15 protein-coding genes and 1 other annotated feature are annotated in these 21015 nt (G+C 37.7%); of the genes, 4 read left to right on the top strand and 11 right to left on the bottom strand.

Annotated features, from left to right (window positions below):
- Positions 1-46: 46 nt before the first annotated feature.
- Together IGK70_RS01520 and IGK70_RS01515 are read right to left on the bottom strand one after the other, a co-directional pair.
- A complete protein-coding gene (locus tag IGK70_RS01520) occupies positions 47-1174 on the bottom strand; it encodes a 5-methyltetrahydropteroyltriglutamate--homocysteine S-methyltransferase (protein WP_104855600.1) in 1128 nt (375 codons plus the stop codon).
- A 60-nt stretch (positions 1175-1234) separates the two neighbouring features.
- Positions 1235-1464: a binding site (T-box leader), on the bottom strand.
- A gap of 117 nt (positions 1465-1581) precedes the next feature.
- Positions 1582-2961 (bottom strand): PcsB-like coiled-coil domain-containing protein, encoded by a 1380-nt coding sequence (locus IGK70_RS01515; protein ID WP_104855599.1) that lies wholly within the window; start codon positions 2959-2961, stop codon positions 1582-1584.
- 185 nt (positions 2962-3146) lie between these two features.
- Here IGK70_RS01515 and IGK70_RS01510 point away from each other — a divergent pair, with 185 nt between their 5' ends.
- Positions 3147-3326 (top strand): hypothetical protein, encoded by a 180-nt coding sequence (locus tag IGK70_RS01510; protein ID WP_033591568.1) that lies wholly within the window; start codon positions 3147-3149, stop codon positions 3324-3326.
- Between the two features lie 61 nt (positions 3327-3387).
- Here IGK70_RS01510 and IGK70_RS01505 read toward each other — a convergent pair whose 3' ends face one another.
- The gene (locus IGK70_RS01505) at positions 3388-5523 is read right to left on the bottom strand and encodes a vWA domain-containing protein (RefSeq protein WP_104855604.1); all 2136 of its coding nucleotides are present in this window, start codon (positions 5521-5523) and stop codon (positions 3388-3390) included.
- Positions 5524-5597: 74 nt separating this feature from the next.
- Between IGK70_RS01505 and IGK70_RS01500 the strand changes: the two genes are divergently transcribed.
- A complete protein-coding gene (locus tag IGK70_RS01500) occupies positions 5598-7109 on the top strand; it encodes a helix-turn-helix domain-containing protein (protein WP_104855598.1) in 1512 nt (503 codons plus the stop codon).
- Positions 7110-7248: 139 nt separating this feature from the next.
- Here IGK70_RS01500 and IGK70_RS01495 read toward each other — a convergent pair whose 3' ends face one another.
- The 8 genes from IGK70_RS01495 to fdrA all read right to left on the bottom strand — a co-directional run bounded on the left by IGK70_RS01495 (position 7249) and on the right by fdrA (position 18469).
- Positions 7249-8472: an amidohydrolase family protein gene (locus IGK70_RS01495; protein WP_438775150.1), complete on the bottom strand. Its 1224-nt coding sequence runs from the start codon at positions 8470-8472 to the stop codon at positions 7249-7251.
- 24 nt (positions 8473-8496) lie between these two features.
- On the bottom strand, positions 8497-9918 hold the full coding sequence (locus IGK70_RS01490; protein WP_002408676.1) for a hypothetical protein: 1422 nt from the start codon (positions 9916-9918) through the stop codon (positions 8497-8499).
- Positions 9918-10979, bottom strand: coding sequence for an ureidoglycolate dehydrogenase (gene allD / locus IGK70_RS01485; protein WP_010710125.1), 1062 nt, complete (start codon positions 10977-10979; stop codon positions 9918-9920). The genes IGK70_RS01490 and allD overlap by 1 nt, the downstream gene beginning before the upstream one ends.
- Before the next feature lie 89 nt (positions 10980-11068).
- Entirely contained in the window at positions 11069-12289 is a 1221-nt protein-coding gene (locus IGK70_RS01480) for a dicarboxylate/amino acid:cation symporter (protein WP_002361159.1), read from the bottom strand.
- Positions 12290-12295: 6 nt separating this feature from the next.
- Complete coding sequence (gene arcC, locus IGK70_RS01475) at positions 12296-13234, bottom strand: carbamate kinase (RefSeq protein WP_002355252.1); 939 nt, start codon at positions 13232-13234, stop codon at positions 12296-12298.
- A 134-nt stretch (positions 13235-13368) separates the two neighbouring features.
- Positions 13369-14622, bottom strand: coding sequence for an MFS transporter (locus IGK70_RS01470; RefSeq protein ID WP_002355251.1), 1254 nt, complete (start codon positions 14620-14622; stop codon positions 13369-13371).
- Between the two features lie 9 nt (positions 14623-14631).
- On the bottom strand, positions 14632-15465 hold the full coding sequence (locus IGK70_RS01465; protein ID WP_104855597.1) for a DUF2877 domain-containing protein: 834 nt from the start codon (positions 15463-15465) through the stop codon (positions 14632-14634).
- A complete protein-coding gene (gene fdrA, locus IGK70_RS01460) occupies positions 15458-18469 on the bottom strand; it encodes a DUF1116 domain-containing protein (protein ID WP_002355249.1) in 3012 nt (1003 codons plus the stop codon). The genes IGK70_RS01465 and fdrA overlap by 8 nt, the downstream gene beginning before the upstream one ends.
- A 122-nt stretch (positions 18470-18591) precedes the next feature.
- On the opposite strand from fdrA, the gene IGK70_RS01455 reads away from it, so the two are divergent.
- Both IGK70_RS01455 and IGK70_RS01450 read left to right on the top strand, forming a co-directional pair.
- Complete coding sequence (locus tag IGK70_RS01455; RefSeq protein WP_002355248.1) at positions 18592-20184, top strand: PucR family transcriptional regulator; 1593 nt, start codon at positions 18592-18594, stop codon at positions 20182-20184.
- Complete coding sequence (locus IGK70_RS01450; protein WP_002397026.1) at positions 20159-20971, top strand: alpha/beta hydrolase; 813 nt, start codon at positions 20159-20161, stop codon at positions 20969-20971. Before IGK70_RS01455 ends, IGK70_RS01450 begins: the two co-directional genes overlap by 26 nt.
- The last annotated feature ends 44 nt before the right edge of the window (positions 20972-21015 follow it).

The raw sequence follows: 21015 nt of genomic DNA, 5'->3' as shown, positions 1-21015 counted from the left end.
ATGAAAAAACTGGGACATAAGCCGTTTAGACTTATGTCCCAGTTTTTTACCATACTTCTCTAGCAATTTCTTGAAGTAATTGAACTTTGCGCCATTGTTCTTTCTCCGTCAAACGATTTCCTTCTTCCGTTGAAGCAAAACCACATTGCGGACTAATACTTAAGTTTTCTAAAGGAACAAACTGTTGGGCTTCTTCAATTCGTGCTTTCACTTGTTCAGTCTCTTCTAATTCAGGAAACTTAGAAGTAACTAAACCTAAAACGACTTTGCTGCCATTATTTTGCCAATGTCTTAATGGTGAAAAGTCCCCTGCACGATCTGAGTCATATTCCAAGAAGAAACCATCATAATTCGTAGCAAATAATTCTTTTGCTATCGGTTCATAACCACCTGAAAATAACCAAGACGAAGCATGGTTCCCACGGCAAATGTGTGTGGTTACAGTTAAATCTTCTGGCTTGCCAGCTAAGGCTTCATTAATAATCGTGGTACACACTTGTGTAATTTCTTCTGGCTGTATTCCTTTTGCTCGTAATTCTTCTTGTTTTGTCTGATCCGCTAGAAACGCCCAATTTGTATCATCAAATTGTAAATAGCGGCAACCTCTCTCGTAAAAGGCCGCAATTGCGGCTTTATATGTTTGTGCTAAATCCTTATAAAAAGCACCAATCTCTGGATAAATTGTTTGAATGCGCGAGGTGCCGTCGTTGGATAAAATTTCTTGACGTAAAATCATGGTCGGACTAGGGATCGTTGCTTTGGCTACCGTGCCATCACCAACTTCCACCACCTCTTTTAAAAATGAAAAGTCCTCTAAAAATGGATGTTGCGCAGGAAAAGATATTTTATCCACTACGCGGATATTATAGGCCGGAGCTGCTTTTCCATGAAAGGTTTGGTTATACCCCGTTTCTGGGATATAGCCTGTCACGCCATTTAATCCTTCTAAGAAATCAATATGCCAAAAACCGCGACGAAATTCACCATCTGTGATTCCCCGTAAGCCGCCAGCTTTTTGTTTTGCTACTAATGCTTTGATTTCTTCATCTTCAATAAGACGTAGCTCTGCTTGAGATAAAGCACCTGCTTGGACCTTTTTCCGTGCTTTCTTAATTGTTTCTGGACGTAAAAAACTTCCCACATGATCAACTGTAAAAGGAATCTGACTACTCATTTGCCTCACTCTTTCCTATTTTTATTTATAAAAAAACGCCCTTTTACTAGCCGTAACTAGTAAAAGGGCGATTATTATCGCGGTACCACCTTTTTTCGGAAAGATGACTCTTTCCCTTCAACTGACAATCATAATCAGCGGTCTTGTTAACGAAAGACATTACGTTTTTGCCTACGTTTCGACAAAAATTCCTCCTAGGCCATTTTTCGATACAGACATCTAACTTTTTTCACCAACCAAAGTCTCTCTACCAGCTGTCTTGCATTTACTTTCCTATTCAACGGAAATTATTAGATTATAATTAGAATACCACGTTTAGCAAATTTGTCAACGGAGATGGATGAAATAGTAACGAAAAAAGCAGCTTCTTTCCAGAAGCTGCTTACGTCTATTTTTATCATTGCTGATTAGGCAGAGTGTCCTACAATTGTGCTACCTGAGTAACCAAAACCGACACGTGTAATACCTGGGTTAATTTCCCAATCACGGTGACCGCTACCTGAAGCTGTTACCATGTTTGTTTCATTGTACCACGCCATGATTACTGAGTTACCTGGAGCCCACATAATTGCGATAACTTCATCTCCGCGAGACCAGTGATCATTTGGGATACCACCTGCTTCAACTTGTGCTGCACGAGCAGTTGCAGAAGCTGCTAAACCTGCATCCCATACTACTGGACGTAAACCTAATGATTGACGTAGAACGTTCAATGCATTGATTGTTGGATCAGCAGAAGGTGTTGGTGTTGGTGGTGTTGGTTTCTCTGGTTCTGGTGTAGGTGTTGGTGTTGGTGTAACTGTTCCACCACCAGTTTGGCCACCATTATTTCCATTATCACTTGGTGTTGTAGGTTGTACTGGTTGTTCTGATGAAGAAGAGCCAGTATTTTCTGTTGCACTATTATCTGTACTTGGTGTAGTTGTTTCAGTTGTTTGTTGCGTGCTTGATTCAGTTGCTGAGCTTGAGCTTGCTGGTGCTTGTGCTTCTGTTGTTGATGAAGAGGCAACTGGTGCTTCTGCTTTCACTTCAGCTTTAGCTGGTTTTGCAGCAGCTTGTTTGGCTTTTTCAGCTGCAGCTTTTTGTTCAGCAGCTAAACGTGCTTGCTCTGCTTCAGCAGCTGCTTTTTGTTTTTCTAAGCCAGCTTTAGAACTTTCAGCAGATGATTGTTCTAATGCTAATGAAGCTTTCATTACGTTTAATTCAGATTGTTTAGAAAGTAAATCTTGACGTTTTGTTTCTAATTCAGCTTCTGTTGCTTCAAGTTGTTTCACTTTTTTCTCGTTTTCAGCTTTTTTATCAACAACAGCTTGTTTGTCTTCTTTTTGTTGTTGCATTAAGTCGTTGTTGGCATTTACGATTGTTGAAACAGCTTGAACACGGCTGATTGCGTCTGCAACTGAGTCCGCATCTAAAACTGCATCTAGCATTGTTGTGCTTTGTCCATTAACTTGAACATCGCGTGCTTGATTTTTGATTGCTTCGTTACGTTTTTCAATACGTTGATTCAAGTTTGTAATTTCTTGTTGTAATTGTTCTGATTTTGCTTTTAGGGTTTGCTTTTGTTCACGTAAAGCCATGCTTTCATCAAATACTGAAGATACTTCTGCTTCTAAAGAAGATACTTGTGAAGCTAAATCCCCTTGTTTTGCTTTTAATGATGAAATTTCTTGATTTTTTTCTTCAATTTTTTTATCAACATTGTCCGCCAAAGCGATGCTTGGGGTAGCAATTGCTGATAGCGTTAATGAACATAGTAATACTGATGCAAATAGACGTTTCTTCACTTGTCATTCCTCCGAATTAATTTCTAAAGTTTATTTAAAATATCTTAATCTTTTCTTACGACAAAAACATTCTACCACACCCATATTTCAATTAAGCAATAGAAATGTTACAAAAACATTTCAGATCATTCCTTCTTTCTTCATAATAGGTAAACTTACCTTTTGTAAGGTTTTTACACCTTGTCATGACTGGTTTTCACGTGTTTTCAATTGTTAAACAATTCTTCGATTTTTTTTCATATTTTTTCTTTTTTTATTCAAATTTTGCTTCTTTTTTGTCGATATATGCTTTTTTTCGTAAAATTAATCATTTTTCCTTCTTTTTATCAAACGTTTTTGTTACAAAATTCGTTATATTTTGGTAATGAATCAAGAAAAAGGCCGCTTCGTTGAGCCGCCTTTTATTGCTTTATTTAAAGAATTATTTTAGTTTCTCTGCTTAAGTAAATAGAATCCAGATAAACCTACCAATAAACCACCTAATAGTAAGAATACTCTTTGAAATTTCTGGGTTTCGTTTGTTTTTGGTAAATGTGTGTCATTGGGTGTAGCCTTCGTTATTTTTTTTGCTGTTGTGTTCGTCTCTGCTAAGAAATTATTATCCTTGAGTTCTGAGGTTGCTGTGGTAGTTTCTACAACAATTGGTTTTTCAGCACTCGAATTTGTCGTAGCAGTCTCAGAACTTAAAGACTCATTCGTACTTGTATCTGTTGTGCTGGAAACAACTTCTTTACGACGATTGGTAAGGATAAATTCATCCTTTGTCTTTGTCATTATACTGTCAAATTCAGATGGCACGTTCACTTCTTCTATCTGATATATAAAGTCTTCACCCCTGTTATTAAACTTTGGTAATACTACTTCTGCGCCATTAACCGTTACTTGATTAATCAGCTTTTGATAGCCTTCTTTTTTGGTTAGTTGCATGACTTCTGAAGTAGACCAAGCAGCTTCTTCTGTTGTCGCTTTTCGAGTTACTTGATATTGAATTGCTTCTGGAATTTCTTTTTCTGCAATATTTTCCCAGTTCTTAATCAATTTTAATTGTACAGTAGGTGCTTTAATTGCTGGAATCGGAAAATCAACTGCTTCTTCTTCTGGAGTTGGCTGTAACCTAGTACGATCATTACATAAAAACCATGTATCTCCTTTAAAATCATTTGTTTCTGTGTTCAATCTAATCTGATAAGTTAATGTTAAACGTTCGTTCTTTCCTAATGAAATAGTAGAAATATGGAGCACTTGATTTTCTTCTGTAACTACGACATCAGTCAATAAGTCACTAGCCTCTAACCATTCACCCGTTGGTATTTTTCGCCAACCTTTTAGTTGGTAGTTATCTTCTGTGAAATTCCCAGCACCTTGTAAAAGAATATTTTCTCCCATCGGATCGATAATGAGCCCCTCATGGATAGTATTATTGATACTCCCAGCTAATTCTTTCAGCGCAGTGCCCAAGCCAGATAAATTTTCATCAATAATCAAATAATTTTTAGGATCAGAAGCTATATTCCTACTAATATACTCTCCTCTTAACGAAGGATTAGCTGCAATTGAATAATAAGTATCTCCTGATTTTTTTAGAGAAACAATGGTTCCTAACGTATTATCTGTCACTGTTGTACTGTTTGTTTGGATAGCGTTAGCATCAGTAGAAGCACTGTTACTTGTATAGTACTGATTGGATTCTGTTTGAAACTCTTCCATGTAGGACGATGTATGGTAACCGTTGTAATCGATAATTTCACCATTATTGGGATAGATTTGAGCATTTTCTCTAGGTAAAAAACTAGCATTTGCACTCCCATCACCAATATGAACCAACATCTTTTTTGCATTTGGACGACTTTTTTCAGCCAATAAACGTTGCCCTTCTAGCAAGCCTTTTTGCATAAATGTACCTGAATGTGGTTCGGCTGTATTTCTTAAAAAGTCTTCTAAGTCATTCATGTCTGTAGAAAAATCCGCGGTGGAGTAAGTTAGTCGATTATAGGCAACAATACCAATTCGAACATGACCATCTGTTAATGAATCTGAAAGTTCTTCGCCGAATTGTTGCAAACCTTTCAAAGCGTTGTTTAATTTTTCACCTTTCATTGACGAAGAATAGTCAATCACTAGCACTAGATCAATAGGGCTTTCTGTTTGATTTCCTTTTACATCTAAAGTCACATTAAAAAGCCCTTGCTGGCCTGTTACAGCCGCCACACTTTTCTTCAAATAAGCTTCATCTCCATAATTCACATATTTTTCTTCGTCAAATGTCGCTTCAGGGGCATGACCATAATCATAATTGTTTGTGTCTCCCTCACTAATTCCGTTCGTTAAATAATGACCTTGTTCGTCATTTTTATAGTTAAAATTGTATGTTTCTGCGGAAACGTCTATACTAAAAATAGTCATTAGGAAAAAGAACATAAATAAAAATAAGGTTGTTTTTTTCAATTTTTTTAACTCCTTTGTGGTAAGTAATTTCTCATTCAAATGAAATTTGAGCGATATATGTAACTTACTACAGAAATAACTTTTAAGGAGACAAAAAAATGTACTTGTTAAGTACATTTTTTTAAACAATCGAATAAAAAACAAGTTATACTTATTTTAACAAAAAGAATCGAACCAATTGGAGAAGAATAATGGAAATATTAGACACTTTTTTCGGCTCAGAAGTTAAAAAGGAATTGGATTTACTGCGTTTGTTGTACCATAAAAAAAACTTTATTCGTATTGAAACACTTAGTCAATTGTTACAAATGGATCGACGTTCAATTAATAAATACTACGAATCCTTAATTAGTAAACCTTATGTATTGGCTAATAATTGTTCACATATTTTCTCTGCCGAGCGAGGTAAAGGCTATTGTTTCATGGGATCAAAAAAAGAATATAAAATTTTGACGAAGCAAATTTTGCAAAGTAGTCCGTATTTTACATTGCTCGAAAAACTATTCTTTGAAAGCAATGTTCATTTAACAAAATTTAGTATGGACCAATTCTTATCCGAATCAACTGTTCGGCATAAGGTTGCTGAGTTAGATACCATTTTAAAAACCTTTGATTTTTCGATCCAGAGAACCAAAGGCGAGATTCGTTTAGTTGGTGCTGAACCACGCATTCGTTTTTTCATGATTGCTTTCTATTGGCGCGTTTTTTCTGGTCTCGATTGGCCATTTGCTGACGTTTCGCAAACAAAATGTGAAACCCTTGCGAAAGAACTGATTGCTTTAGGCTATTTTCCAGCTAATCAATTGAATATGAAACTTATTTGTTATATTTTAGCGGTAAATATTATTCGTTATCGAAAGGGATTCCAGACAAATTTCCTATTTTCTGAATCTATTTCTTCTTTATCTGATGAAGATCAAGAAGTACTGCTTCAATTTGTTGATACTCATCATCTACTAAAAGAACATTTAGAAAATCAATTAACGAACGCCTTTCTGTTACCCAAGAGTGAAAGCCAGCTGATTTTTTTATTTCTATTAACAAATACAACAGTACAACTCTCGAACAAACATTTTATAGATTTAATCGAACCTAACCAACCATTTTCAGAGACGAATTCTTTTATTAAAAAGATTCTTCACTCCCTTGAAACAGAAAACCCTCATGCCTTTGAAACGACAAAAAACAGGGGCTTATTCACAAAACAATTAGTGGCTGGTCTTCTTTTCGTAGAGTTATTTGAACAAATGGATTTTACACTTACTGGCTACAATATTAAGAAGTATTTATTACAAAATTTTGCTCATTTATTTGAGCATGCACAAAAGATAGTCGCCGAGCAAGACATCTATGTTTCGAACCCAGCTAAACAAACTGGCTTAGGCCTTCAATTATCGATGGCCTACACGTTAATTACTGCTCCAACAGCTTTCAATCAAACAATTCACATAAAAATAGAAACAGACTTACCTACACCGATTGAAGCGATTATCATTCAACGAATTCGTGAAACGTTTGCAAGTTTCTATCACCTTGCAATTAATCAATTGTCTGAAGAAGATAGGTACGACCTTTATTTAAGCACTACGCCTTTGCTGCAAGTAAAACAAGCTGCACCATTTTTATTAATTAATGCGCAAGTTTCTTTACCTGACTTACTAGCGATTCAAGAACAATTAGATCGGTTGGTAGCAAAGAAATGATTTAATTCTGTTATAAATAGAACTCGAGGAACAAAAAAATAACTAAAACAGGATCAATCAAACACATCTTTACCTTTATCAAAAAAAGCTCAAAATGTTAGTTTTGACAACTAACATTTTGAGCTTTTTATTTTTTTTCTTAACGAATGATTTCGACTTTTTTGTCTGTCTTGACTGTAACACGGCCGTTTTTAATAACATATAACCGTTCTGGAATATCAATAATCGCATGTTCAACCACTTTTGTGTCTAATAAGACTAAATCTGCTTTATTCCCAACTGCGACACCGTATCCTTCTAGTCCCATCGCACGAGCAGGACTTGTTGTTACCATTGGTAGCACTGTTTTTAAGTCATCCGCTCCACCTAGGTGCCCAACAGGAATGGATAGCATCGCTGTTTGAACAATATCCCCTGTGCCATATGGTGTAAAAGCATTGCGAATATTATTTGTAGCAATACAGACATTCACGCCACCATCGCGTAATTTACGGATTGGCGTAACCGCACGTCGAACATTGTACTGATCACCACGAGCCCCTAAATGTAAATCCGTTGCTGGTAAAGCCATTACGCTAATATTCGCTTCCGCCATTTTTGCAATAATAGGCGCCAATTCTGCTTCAGGTAAGGCGTGCAATGCCGTTAAGTGGCCCACTGAAACACGGCCTTGGTAGCCTTCAGCGATAGTTTTTTCACATAAATATTCAATACTCATATCATCAGCTTCATCGGCAAAATCTTGATGTAAATCTACATCTTTATCATATTTTTTAGCAATTTCAAACACTAAATCAATATGTTCTTTCGCTGGTGCATCATTATAAGGAATACCGCCGACAACGTCTGCGCCCATATCCATTGCTTCATACATCATTTGTTCTGTTCCAGGGGCTTTAAAAATTCCTTCTTGCGGAAATGCGACTACTTGCATGTCAATTAACTCTTTGTATTCTTCTTTCAAACGCATAATTGTTTTGAAGCCAGTAAAACCTTGCGCTGGGTCAAATTCTGCATGCGTTCTTAACGCCGTGGTCCCATGAACGATTAACATTTCTAAAGCACGTTTAGCACGGTCGTAAATGTCTTCTTCGGTAAATGTTGGTTTTAATTCTGCGGTTACTTCAATCGCTTCTTTCAACGTACCTGATTTATTTGGTTTACGATCAGCGATTAATGCCTTGTCCAAATGTAAGTGGCTTTCTACAAAACCTGGGATTAAAACACGACCATCTGCTTCGATGACTTCTTTGGCATCGCCAGTAATAACTGGGGCGATTTCAATGATTTTTCCTTCTTTAATAGCTACATCTTGTAATGCTTCACCGTCTTGAAGACGAACTTGTTTAATTAATAAATCCATGTTTTCCACTCCCTAAATTGTTTTTTATCCAAAGATTAAACCGATAACTAATAATAGTACAGAGGCAATACTTAACCATTTCACGTTTCCTTTAACAACATCCAAAATTGGAATTTGGAAGCCTGAAGATAAAGCTTGCATGGTAATATTCACGAAACTCATTTGACTACCTAAACCAACACCCATTGCTACAAAACCTAATGCTAACGGTGGGAAGTTCAACGATACAGCAACTGGTAGCACTAAAGTTAAAACAGAACCTACGTAGGCCCCAGCTGGAATCCCAATTAAAATCCCTGTTAAAATGGCAACTGGCACGACAATAAAGGCTGGTGCATTTTCAGCAACACCTGCGATTACAGCAAACGTTCCTGTTTGTGCAATAACATTAATAAAGGCTAAGAAAATCCCTACTTGGAATAAACGAGTCAAAATATATGTAGACCCATCTACCATCGCTTCGACAGATTTGTTCATTGAGAAATCTGTACATAAGAAAATTAAAACTAATGTTAAAATCATGTATACAAGTGGCGTAAAGAAGGCAAAACCAATTAAATCATTCACAATTGGTCCAAAAATTACAGCAAACAATAAGAAAATGGCTGGCAAGGTAATTTTAAATAATTCACCATTGCTCTTTTTATCAAATTCATCATCTGCCGACTCTTTAAAGCCAATCTTTCTATGTTTCGTTCCCCAAAAGGCTAAAACAATCGCTAATGCTACGAAGAATAACCAGTAAGGTCGCATGGTTGAAACATATGAACCGACACTGATATCGCCTAATTTTGAAACAATACTTGATTCTAATGAAGCGGGTGAGGTTGTAAATGATACCGCAGCAGCTAAAGACATTGCTGCAATTAATTCAGGAACAACGCCAACTGCAGCAAAGGCCAATGGCGCAATAACCATCGCACTTCCGCCACCAATTCCTGACATATATGTGGCTGCGGCTAATAAGATAACAATAAAAGCTGAAACATACTCGACTTTTCCTTTTGTGCCTCGTTTAGCTAAAGTTAATGCAGCTGAATAACTACCTGCTTTAAAGACCGCCATCGCAACAGCTGAATTAATGATGGGAACGGTAATTCCTAACATCATCGGGATAGCTTCCAACATCTGTTTATTCGCTTCTTCTAGTCCAATGCCGCCAATCAGCATCGCTAAGACGCCACCAATTAAACCAGCAATAATCATATCGACTTTCATAAACAATAGAACCAAAACAACAATCAATGGAATAATCACAACTAATGCCATGATTCCTGTCGGGGCAACTACATCCCCAATCTCATCAGCAAAGGCCGCAACTGGCACAAAAATACTAACTAAAAATGCAAAAATAAGTGCTACTTTTGACGATTTTTTCATTTTACTTTCCTCCAATAGAAAGAAGGCGAGAGCAACGCAGCAGCGAATACCCTCTGCGCTCCTCATTATTTGGCAAAGGCACCTTGCCCGCCATATTTATCGTAATGTACAATCTCACTAACTAAATAATCATAAATACTTTGTGGAATTTCAATGCCTTCTGACATGGCTTTTTGATAGTTTAGCTGACCAATTTCTCCTGGATAGTAAACTTGTTGAAACCCTTCTGCTGTAGGCACACTATGAAGTTCTTCCACCATTTGATTAATATTTTCTTTAAATCGTTCAGAATCTGTAAAGCGGCTTGGATCAATGATTAAAAACATCTGTCCCAGATTCCGTTTCTCCGTTAAATCCGCATACATGGAGCTGACATGTTTGCCAAAAGGTAAGCCTAACAACGAACCAGCTAAGACATCGACCATCATCATTAGTCCATATCCTTTTGGTCCTGAAATCGGCAATAAACCTCGTACTTCATAAGGATCAGTCGTTGGCTGGCCTTTTTCGTCTACTGCCCACGTGTCGGGAATTTCAACATCTCTTGAACGTGCATCTAAAATTTTCCCCCACGCCTGTACTGTCGTAGCCATATCAAACACGACTGGTTCATGACCTGCTCTAGGTGCTGCAAAAGCGATTGGATTTGTTCCAAAATAATTGCTTGTACCACCAAACGGTACCACCATTGGATCAGATTGACACATCGAAAGAGCAACCATGCCTTGTTCCGCTGCTTTTTTAACATAATACGATAACGTCCCGCTATGACTCGTTTGAGAAACGCCAACATATGCTAACCCTGAATCTTTGGCTAGGTCAACTGCAGCAGCTAATGCTTCGTTACAAACAAATTGACCCACGCCATTATCGCCATGAAAAATGGCAGTGGACGGTCCAGTTTTTTCAAATGATAATTCGGGGTCAATCGTGATCCCGCCTTTTGCAATCCGTTCCGCATAATAATCCATACGAACCGCCCCGTGTGAATGAATACCGCTAGCATCTGCAAAAGTTAAATGTCGAGCAACTTCTTCGGCATGTTCAGAATGTAAACCAGCAGCTTCTAATTTTTGCTTCATCAGCTTTTCTAATTTTTCCGGTGTAACGACAACCATTTCTTCCATTGCGCTTGCTCCTTTATCATTAATCTTAAAAAAAGGAAAGAAAACAAGTGATTTTCTTCTTCGTCCTTGCATTTCCTCCCCTTTTTTCACTACTTATTGCTACTGTTAAAGACAGTATAGTCAATTTCATCCACTGATTTTGCAACTAGAATAGCAGAGTAAACATCTGAATTGACATTTAAAATTGTTCGTAACATGCCAACAAACCATTCGACGCCTGCAAAAATTGCAATACTCTCAATGGGTAAACCCATTTGCGGAACAATCACTGCCAGTGAGACTAAGCCCGCACCGGGAACAACTGCGTTTGCTAGTGAGACAAACGTTGCTGTAATTGCTAAGTAAATCATTTTCGTAATATCAAACTCTAGCTGATACATCTGAGCGATAGTCATTACAGTAAAAGCCATATGCATCGCTGAACCGTTACTGTTTAACGACATACCTAACGGCAACACTAAGTTAGTAATTCGCTTACTTAAACCTAATTTTGTTTCTGTTTCTTCCAAAGCTACTGGTAAAGTAATTGCTGAAGAAGTTGTCGCCAAGGCCATCACAGACATATTTTTCATGTTTGTAATTAAACGTAGTGGACTTACTTTACAGTACAATGTGATAACCAAAATCCAGATGCCCAAAAATAAAATAGTTCCTAATCCATAGACCAATAGATACTTCACTAACGGTAAAATAATTTGAAGGCCTAAGTGACTAATTGTTGAAGCAATTAAAGCAAAAATCCCCAGAGGTGCTAGATACATGACGTATCGAATGACTGTAATGATAACTTCATTAAAGTCCACAATTATTTGGAAGAGTTGTGTCTCTGGATGGCTTTGTAAGTATTTATTCAGTGCTAAACCAAAAAATAATGCAAAGACAATAATTTGAATAATCGATCCTTGAGTCAGTGAATCAAAAATATTTTTCGGAACGAAATTTAAAATCGTATCAGTGATTGAGATTTCTTGCGCTTTAATAGAAGCATCTTGGAAGCCAGTCATTTTAACACCGTATCCTGGATTAAAAATGACTGCCATTAGGACGCCCCATAAAGCGGCAGCTAAGGAGGAAATCCCGAAAACAGCGATTGTTCTACCCCCAAGGCTCGTTAATTCTTTTGGATTAATACTGCCAACTGCTTGGACAATTTGCCCTAAGATCAAGATAGGAATAGCCATTTGCATCAGTCGCAAAAAGACATCTCCAACTATTTTCAAGTAATTGCCGCTAGCAGGAATCAAGAGTCCTACGAGGATTCCTACGACAACAGCAATTGCAATTTGGGTGATCATGGACGGTTTTTTCATGGTAAACTACCCCTTTTGACTGATCACAGTTCCTGCTTCTTTATCGATGTTTTCTAAGTTTTCGATAGAAGTAATGATTGCTTTCCGTTTGTCATCACCTTTTACGAAGTCTAAGGCAGCTTCGATTTTTGGTAGCATACTACCAGCAGCAAAGTGACCTTCTTTAATGTATTCTTCTGCTTCGGCTACACTGATTTGTTCTAATGCTTTTTGATCTGGTTGATTGTAATTAATGTAGATGTTATCAACGCCTGTCAAAATAATCAAACGGTCTGCATCAACGTTTTCAGCTAAAACACGTGCAGAGAAATCTTTGTCGTTAACCGCTTCCACACCTACGTATTGTCCGTCTTCTGCTACGACCGGAATGCCCCCGCCACCAGAACAGATAGTTAAAACGTCCGCCTCTACTAAAGCACGAACCGCCTCTTTTTCAACAATTTCTTTAGGCATTGGTGATGGAACAACTTTTCGGTAGCCACGGCCAGCATCTTCCACATACGTAGAGCCATCTTTGGCTGCTTCCGCGTCAGCTTCTTCTTTTGTATAGAATGGACCAATTGGTTTTGATGGTTTTTTAAACGAAGGATCTTCTTTGTCCACACGCACTTGTGTAACTACAGAGATAACTGGTTTAGCAATGTTACGTTTTTCAAACTCATTAGTTAAAGCATTTTGTAACCAGTAACCGATGCTTCCTTGTGTCATCGCAACACAAGTATCCAATTTCAACGCTGGATTTTTTTCACTTTCGCCTGCTTTTTGTTGTAAAAGCAAATTCCCTACTTGTGGTCCGTTTCCGTGACAGACAATGACTTGTTCCCCTTTAGCAACAAATTCTGCAATATATTTGGCCGCGTGATTAACGACGGCTTTTTGGCCTTCATCTGTTGGATCCGTATCTAAAATAGCATTACCACCTAGGGCAATTACGTTTAAACTCATTGATTGATTCGCTCCTTTTTAGTAAAGCAAAGACAAAATCTTTTCAGTATCGACGGATAAGAAATAATTTGTTTACGAAATGAAAGATTTTGTCTTGCTCATTTTGATTGTTTCAGTCATTATCGAAGGGATAATTAACCTAATTTCGGTTTACTCTCATCTTTAGCTAAGAAAGCAAAAGCTAGTAAACCAATAACTAATAGTACACAAGAAAGATAGAAGCCAACTTGCATTGAGCCTGCTGTATCTGCTAAATATCCTGTGACATACGGTGCTAGGATTGACCCTGACATCCCGATAAAATTATAGGCACTTAACGTTGTTCCTAAGGCCGCTTTTGGTGCATGTTTGGTAACAAAAGTCACCATAATTGGATCTAACGCTAATTTCCCTGTTAACCCATAAAGAATTAAAACAGAAATTAACAATGTCCGATTTGTTACAAAAGCAATCGCAAAGACAGATAGGATTGCTAAAGGTACTAATGTAAAGACTAATTTTTTCGTCGCACCTGTTTTATCATTCAAACGAGCGAAGATTAAGGCTCCTGGAATAGAGGCCCATGGTACAAGTGATGAAATGAAACCAACGCTCGCTCCTGTAAAGCCACGTTCAGCAATTAAAAATTGTGGCAACCAAGTAATAATGACAAAGTTTGCATAAATACTTGTGAAACATAAAATAAATGCGGCTAATAAATTACGATTTGAGAAAATTTCTTTTAATGAGATCTTTTCTTGTGGTCCTTCTTCAGCAGCTGCTCGTGCAGCTTCTTCACCAGGACGAATCACTTTTTCTTTCAAAATTGTATAGAAAAGAATTCCTACGATAAACGTTGGAATCGCCATGATAAAGAATGGTTTGCTCCAATGTTCACCATTTTCTAAAACCAACTTACTTGAAAGTAAGTACCCACCTGATGTACCGAAGGCCATCCCACTATTGATGATGGCATTACCGATGGTCCGTTTACTTGCTGGAATCGCTTCTGTCGATAGCGCATATTGTGGGCCATAGTAAGCTCCTTGACCAATACCAGCAATTGCACGAATGACTAAAAACATAACAAAGGTTGTCGCCAATCCACTAAAATAAGTAGAAATAGCAAGAACGATAAACCCAACAGCAATGACTAATTTCCGCCCAATTTTATCGCCAATCATCCCAAAAGGAATCTGTGCAACAGCATAGGTTAGAAAGAAGATACTATTGGCTAAACCAAGTTGTGTGTTACTTAGACCAAATTGTTCTCCAATGACCCCCATCACTGGATTAAAAATAGTTCGTGTTGCGTACATTAAAATCCAGCCTACGAAGAAAATGGCTACGACTTTAATCCAGTAACTATTGCTCACTTGCACTGCTTGATTTTTTTTACTATTCTCCATGTCTTCTCCTCACTTCTCATCTAACTCTACAGATTGTAAAGCTAGCAACATTCCAAATGACATATCTTTACCAGAGGAATGTCCGATTTGTATAATTCTGTCAATATTTTCGTCAACTCTATTATCCCGATGGTTCTCCAAATCCAAGAGTAACTGATACAACAATGAATTTACATATCCTTTAGCCGAGCTTGCAATATAGCCTTTACTAACATCTGTTGTGGATAAATTTGCTGCCGAAAGAGTAGCGGCTAACGCCGCAGCTCTTTCATCAGCAAGTATGAACAGAATTGTTTGATACGCCACTAAAATGTCATCACCACTCGGGGTTAACCCTTTGCCCCGACCAATCAGATAATTCGTTACTTCTTGCCATTCCGATAGTGTCCAAACTTTTTGTTTTTGTCTCATTTTTTTGAAAATATGCTTCGCTCGTTCGTCTAAAGGCAGGCCAATTCTACGTTCTAAGTTTCTCGCTAATAAGCGGTCTCGCAACAAGCGTAATTGGTCTTTTTCTAACTTGAAATGAGTAATGTTTAAAGAAACGACCTCGGCAGGTGTGAGTTGGATCGTTTTCACGCCGACTGTACTGTAAAAGGTCAACTGATTTTCTGTGACTTTGACTTTATTACCTTGTTGTACATACGGAAAGATTTCTTGAAACAATTGATCTGGCAAAAACATACCAAAGCTTGATAAATAATTATGGAAGTTTGCAACATTGATTAATTGATCCTGGACTTTCAGATTAAATGAACGTTCAAAAACACTGTGAATGGTTCCCATCTTGCCATATTGGTGGATAGGAAAAATGTAGTCACTAATGACTAGTTGGTTATTCAACCGTAATGCCTAGTTTCTCAGCATACGCTTCTAGGGCTTTTTCAAAACAGCCTAGAGGTGCTCTAACTGTCCCTGCACCAATTTGACCAACACCGGCATTTTTATGTGCAATCCCTGTATTGATGATTGGTGTAATTCCTAATTCCACCACTTTACGGATATCAATTCCTAAACAAGTTCCTTGGAAATCCCAAGTTGGAATTGAGAATGTTGGGTTGTGTCCTTCACAGATTTTTGCCATTTCATTTGAGGTTGCTAACGCATCTTCAAAGCCACCTGCACCAACAAACCGTGTTACGCCAGGTGCAGCTACCATAGCCATTGCTCCAACGCCTACTGTTTCAGTAATTGCACTATCCCCGACATCAGGATTTCCGTCTTCTTCGCTGAAACCAGTGAAGTAAAGACCTTTTGGTGTATTTACTGGTGCGGTATGCCATTGATCGCCTGTTTCTGCAATCCGGACCCCAAAGTTCACGCCGTTACGAGTCATCGTTGTGACAATCGTTCCGTTGGTATCTTTACGGGCACCATCAACAATTGCTTTTCCAGTTGCCATCATGACATTTAAGAAGAATTGATCTGTGTCAGCTAAGAATTTGATTACTTCGTATTTTTGATCTTCTGGAATATCTGTTTTGATAATTAATGGAGACAATTCTTTTAAGAAGTTCAACGATGCGGCAATATTTCTTTGGTGGAACTCGTCACCCATTGTAATAGAGCGCGCAATCAATACGTTTAAGTTCAAGCCTTCTTCAGAAAGTTTCAAGGCTTTCGCAATCGTTGGTCCTAAAACATCTTTAATCCAATCTAAACGATCAACTACTTCTTGTGAATAAGCACCAAAACGCAATACTTTACCGATACCTTCATTCAAGATACAGTATGCTTCGTTACCTTCTAAACGATTTTCTACAACAAAGACTGGCATATTACCAGAAGTAATACCGCCCATTGGTCCTACTGCTTTTACATGGTGACAAGGAATGAAACGTACTTCGCCAGCTTCAAAAATCTTCAAAGCATCTTCTTCATTGTCTGCCCAACGTTCGAATAATGCAGCTCCGATACAAGCACCTTTCATTGGTCCAGTCATTTCAGACCATTGGATTGGTGGTCCAGCATGAAGTAATGTTTTTTGTGCATCATCATTTAATTCTGGAATCACTGATTTCGCAGGTACCACATCTACTAAGAATGGTTGTGCATTTTTAATTTTATCTGTTACTTTGTGATTTTCAGCTTCGATTTGTTCACTGTAATCTTCCAAAGCATCCAAAATTTTAATCATTTTCTTATTGCCGTTGGCACGCGGACGCCAGTTAAATTGAACAGTTTCGCCACCGTAATCAACGATTGATTCTGTAAAGCTTTGCAACCCAACGTTAATAATTCTTGGTTTGGTTGTTAATAGTTCCATTACTTTTTCGCCTGGTTTTGGTACATCGACAGTTGGTCCGTTGTAAGCAACCACTTCTTTATCGTCTTCTGAAATTTCGATTCCTTTTAGTAATAAAGCTAATTGAACAGCTTTAGCATTGCTTTCTGCAACTAAAACGCCGCCTTCTTTCAAACGATCAACCGACGATTGGTAATTTTGCGGATCTTTCGTCGTCCCACAAACAGTTGCAACAAAGTAAAGATCACGTCCTGCTTCTTTGGCTGTGGCACGCGCTTCTTCAATTGCTGGTAACAATGCACCAACCATGTCTTCATGAGCACCATAGCCTAACACCACATCGAATAAGATAATCCCCGTTTTTTCATCTTGTGCGTATTCACGAATTTTTTCGATACGAACATCTGGGTCAATCATTGGGTGCGGACGACCTTGTGTATACATATCATCGCCTAAGTCAATGACTTCATAACCGTGAGATTTCAAGACATAACCTTCTGCTTTCACTAAACCGCCAAGGTCTAAAGCTTCAGAAATTAACATACCCGCTTCAGAAGCTAATGTACCACCTGAATATAAGCCTTTTACAACTTTATCTTCTGGTAATGTTGGTACAGCTGGTTTTGCTAATGCTTCAAAGTAATTTTTCTTCACGGCCACATCATTTGCTAAATCAACAGCAATTTTAGCTGTTTCTTCTAATGTATGAGCTAGATAAACTTTGCCTTCGTGACTTGTTGGTTTTTCTCCTAAGAAAATCGCAACGACTGGTTTTGAAATGCTTTGTAATAATTCAACCACTTCATCACGAACTTCTTTTGCAGGTGGTTTAGAAATAACTGTAATCACATCGGTTGGTTCGTGATTTTCTAAAGCCACAATAGCATCTTTCACTGTGATAGCGCCTACTTTGTCGCTTAGGTCACGACCACCAGTACCAATGGCGTGAACAACTCCGCCACCTAAGCGGTCAATAATCGTTGTAACTTCTTGAATCCCTGTTCCTGAAGCACCAACAACGCCAATGTTTCCTGGAGAAACAACATTTGTAAAGGCGATTGGAATACTTGAGATAATACCAGTTCCACAGTCAGGGCCCATCATTAGTAAGCCTTTTTCATGCGCTAATTTTTTCAAACGTACTTCATCTTCAATTGACACATTATCCGTGAAAGAGAACACGTGTAAATCATTTTTTAAGGCACGTTCCATTTCTGGCGCACCATATTCACCAGGAATACTGAATAGCGCTACATTCGCCTCTGGTAAAAGATCAAACGCTTCTGACCAAGAAGTCGCTGCTTGTGCTTCTTCACTAGTTCCCTTTGCTGATAAATCATCTAAGAATTCATCAATCGCTGGCATAACTTCTTCCATGATGTTTTCTTTTTCACTGTCAACCACAATCATCATGTCGTTTGCAGATGCACTATTGGCCTCATCCGTTAACAAGTTCGTGTTGTTAAGGATGTCTTTGTTGGCATCTGTTCCCATCATGATTTGACTCATGGTTACACCATCTAATGCATTGATTTTATTGGTCAATAACATTAAGTTGATGGAGTCTTGGTAATTGTTTTTCAAAATTACTGTGTGTAACATTGTTCATCCTCCTATCTATTCCTTACAATGCTATTGTATCGAAACGAGAAAGTGTTTTCATCGGACATAATTCTAAAAAAATGGTATAATTTTTATCCATAAGAGGAAAAAAGGAGAAAACGATGAAATTAAGAGAGTTATTATCGATAGGTGACTTAAAAAAAGGTAAAATTTTGACGAAAGAGATTGGTTTAGACAATGAAGTTGACTCGGCAATGGTCTTAGAAGCGATTGACATTGAGAACTGGAGTAGAAAGAATCAGTTAATTTTGACTTCTTTCTACGCATTGCATGATCTACCCGAAAAAGAGTTGGAAAATTTTTTCGTAAAGATGCGCCGAATTGGCATCAGCGGCTTAATTTTGAAAACAGATCGATTCATTAAAATGATTCCAGAATGGTTTATCGAATTATGTTTCAATTATGAAATTCCTTTAATTAAAATCACACAAGACATTAGCTATGAAAAAATTCTGTTTACGATTTACGAGCCTTTGTTGAATTATCAGTCGCATGTCTTACGTACGTATTACGATGTACGCCAACGTTTCACCAAATTAGAGCGCCACTACCCAACGGTTGAGACGATTATGCAAGAATTTTATGACATCATTAAATTACCCTTCGCTTTAAAAATGTTGGATAAACATCTGGAAATTAGCGATGGCGACTTACCCCATGATGCGATTGTGCTCTCAAGAGAAAAACTAAAAAACAGTGAGTTCACTAAAAATGATTACTCTCTTTTAACACTTTATTCTCATGCCAACCCCAAAAAACAGTTGGCACTAGAAGTTTCTATTTTCAATAGTTATTCCACTAATTGTTTACTTCTGGTTTATTTACAAGATGAAAAGGTTAAAGAAACGGATTTAGTGATTATAGAAAATGCGATTGATGTCTTACAAGAAAAATTCAATACCGAAAATTTGTTAAAAAAAGAACGGTATACTCGTTTGAACAACTTAGCGGATGCTATTTTACAAAATACACCGCAAAATCCTGACGAGCTAAACAGTTTGCTTCGTGAAGTGCAAATGCAAGAGCTAGATTCTTACCAAGCGATTGCTTTTTCTACCAAAGACACCAATACACAACTCATGAAAGAACGAATTATTGCCTTACTTCGTACCCTGCGTGTGAAATCCATCTTCTTCGATCAGCTAAATTATTCGGCGGTCCTTTTTAACTTCAATGAAAGTGATGGAAAAATTACAAAGCTGCAATTAAGTCGTTTATTAGCTGAACTTTTAGAAGAAAACGACACGCTTACCGTTGCCGTCAGCAGTTTAAAATCACGAGAAGGGATTAAAGAGCTACTGATTGAATGTCTGGACATTCTGCGCTTTAATGAAACTTTTTATAACGGACCAATTGTCACCTTAGCCGATATCGGGGTATTTAAAAATTTTATCCGCGAAGACCAATTGGAAAATTTAGACGAATTAATTCCTCGCGCACTTTATCAATTAGCCGAAAACAACTACGATTTATTTGAAACTTTGTACAGTTTTTTCCAAAATAACCGCAACTATAAACAGACCTCTGAAGCGATGTTCCTCCATTCAAAAACGATTCGTTATCGTTTAAATAAAGTGGAACAACTTCTTGATATTGACTTAGCCAATCCCTTGCAATTGTTAAATTATGAAATTGCCACATACATTATAAAGATGAGGAGACGTGCACTTGAAAAACAATCAAACACTCGCTAATGGCGCAACAGTTACTATCTACCCCACTACGACTGAACCAACGAACTATGTCGTCTATTTACACGGTGGCGGGATGATTTATGGAACCAAAAGTGATTTACCAGAAGAACTGAAGGAGCTGTTTACAAGCAATGGCTATACCGTTTTAGCGCTGGACTATTTGTTGGCTCCAAATACAAAAATCGATCACATCTTAGGGACACTAACAGAAACCTTCCAATTGTTAAACGAAGAGATTATTCAAAACCAGCCATTTGGTTTGTGCGGGCGTTCCGCTGGCGGTTATTTAATGTTACAGTTAACCAAACAATTACAAACACTAAATTTGATGCCACAATTTTTAGTCAATTTTTACGGCTATACAGATTTAGAATTTATTAAAGAGCCACGGAAATTATTAAAGCAAGCCATTTCCGCTAAAGAAATAGCTGCTATCGACCAAACGAAGCCTGTTTGGGATGATCCTTTTCTTTCTCGCTATCTGCTGTATCATTACAGTATTCAGCAAGCGCTATTGCCGCACTTTTACGGATTACCAGAAAATGGGGACTGGTCTGCTTACGCACTGTCAGACGAAACATTAAAAACTTTTCCACCTTGTTTCAGTACAGCTAGCAGTTCAGACGAAGAAGTGCCGTTCCGCTATAGCAAAAAAATCGGACGGACCATTCCTGAGAGTACCTTTAAAGCGGTTTACTATTTAGAACATGATTTTTTAAAACAAACCAAAGATCCTTCGGTCATCACTTTATTTGAGCAATTGGATAGCTGGCTGAAGGAACGATAAGCAATCAAGAAATTTTATTAAAGTATTAGACTTGTGATAGAAAC

This window comes from Enterococcus sp. DIV0358 (assembly GCF_051713465.1).
In the GTDB taxonomy this organism is placed as follows: Bacteria; Bacillota; Bacilli; order Lactobacillales; family Enterococcaceae; genus Enterococcus; species Enterococcus faecalis.
The sequence above is the reverse complement of the archived record's forward strand: the minus strand, read 5'-3'. Positions and strand labels throughout refer to the sequence as shown.